We start from the raw sequence: 298 nt of genomic DNA, 5'->3' as shown, positions 1-298 counted from the left end.
GGAATTGGTCTTGAGAATAAATGGTGACCCGTACGGGATTCGAACCCGTGTTACCGCCGTGAAAGGGCGGTGTCTTAACCGCTTGACCAACGGGCCATCTATTATGTAATTTTGTGATGGCGGAGAGCGAGGGATTCGAACCCTCGAGACCGCTGTAGCAGCCTACACGATTTCCAATCGTGCTCCTTCGACCTCTCGGACAGCTCTCCGTGGCTCCACAGGCAGGATTCGAACCTGCGACCGATCGGTTAACAGCCGATAGCTCTACCACTGAGCTACTGTGGAATAATCGTGATTG

General features: G+C 53.4%; 3 tRNA genes. All 3 read right to left on the bottom strand.

Annotated elements, in window-relative coordinates:
* Positions 1-21: 21 nt before the first annotated feature.
* A tRNA-Glu gene (locus CHH91_RS18320) sits at positions 22-96 on the bottom strand.
* Positions 97-117: 21 nt separating this feature from the next.
* Positions 118-209: transfer RNA gene (locus CHH91_RS18315), tRNA-Ser, on the bottom strand.
* A 1-nt stretch (position 210) separates the two neighbouring features.
* Positions 211-285, bottom strand: a tRNA-Asn gene (locus tag CHH91_RS18310).
* Positions 286-298: the final 13 nt, after the last annotated feature.

Source organism: Virgibacillus sp. 7505, assembly GCF_002272135.1.
In the GTDB taxonomy this organism is placed as follows: Bacteria; Bacillota; Bacilli; order Bacillales; family Amphibacillaceae; genus Terribacillus.
Note: the sequence above shows the minus strand (reverse complement) of the source record. Positions and strands in the feature narration are given on the sequence as shown.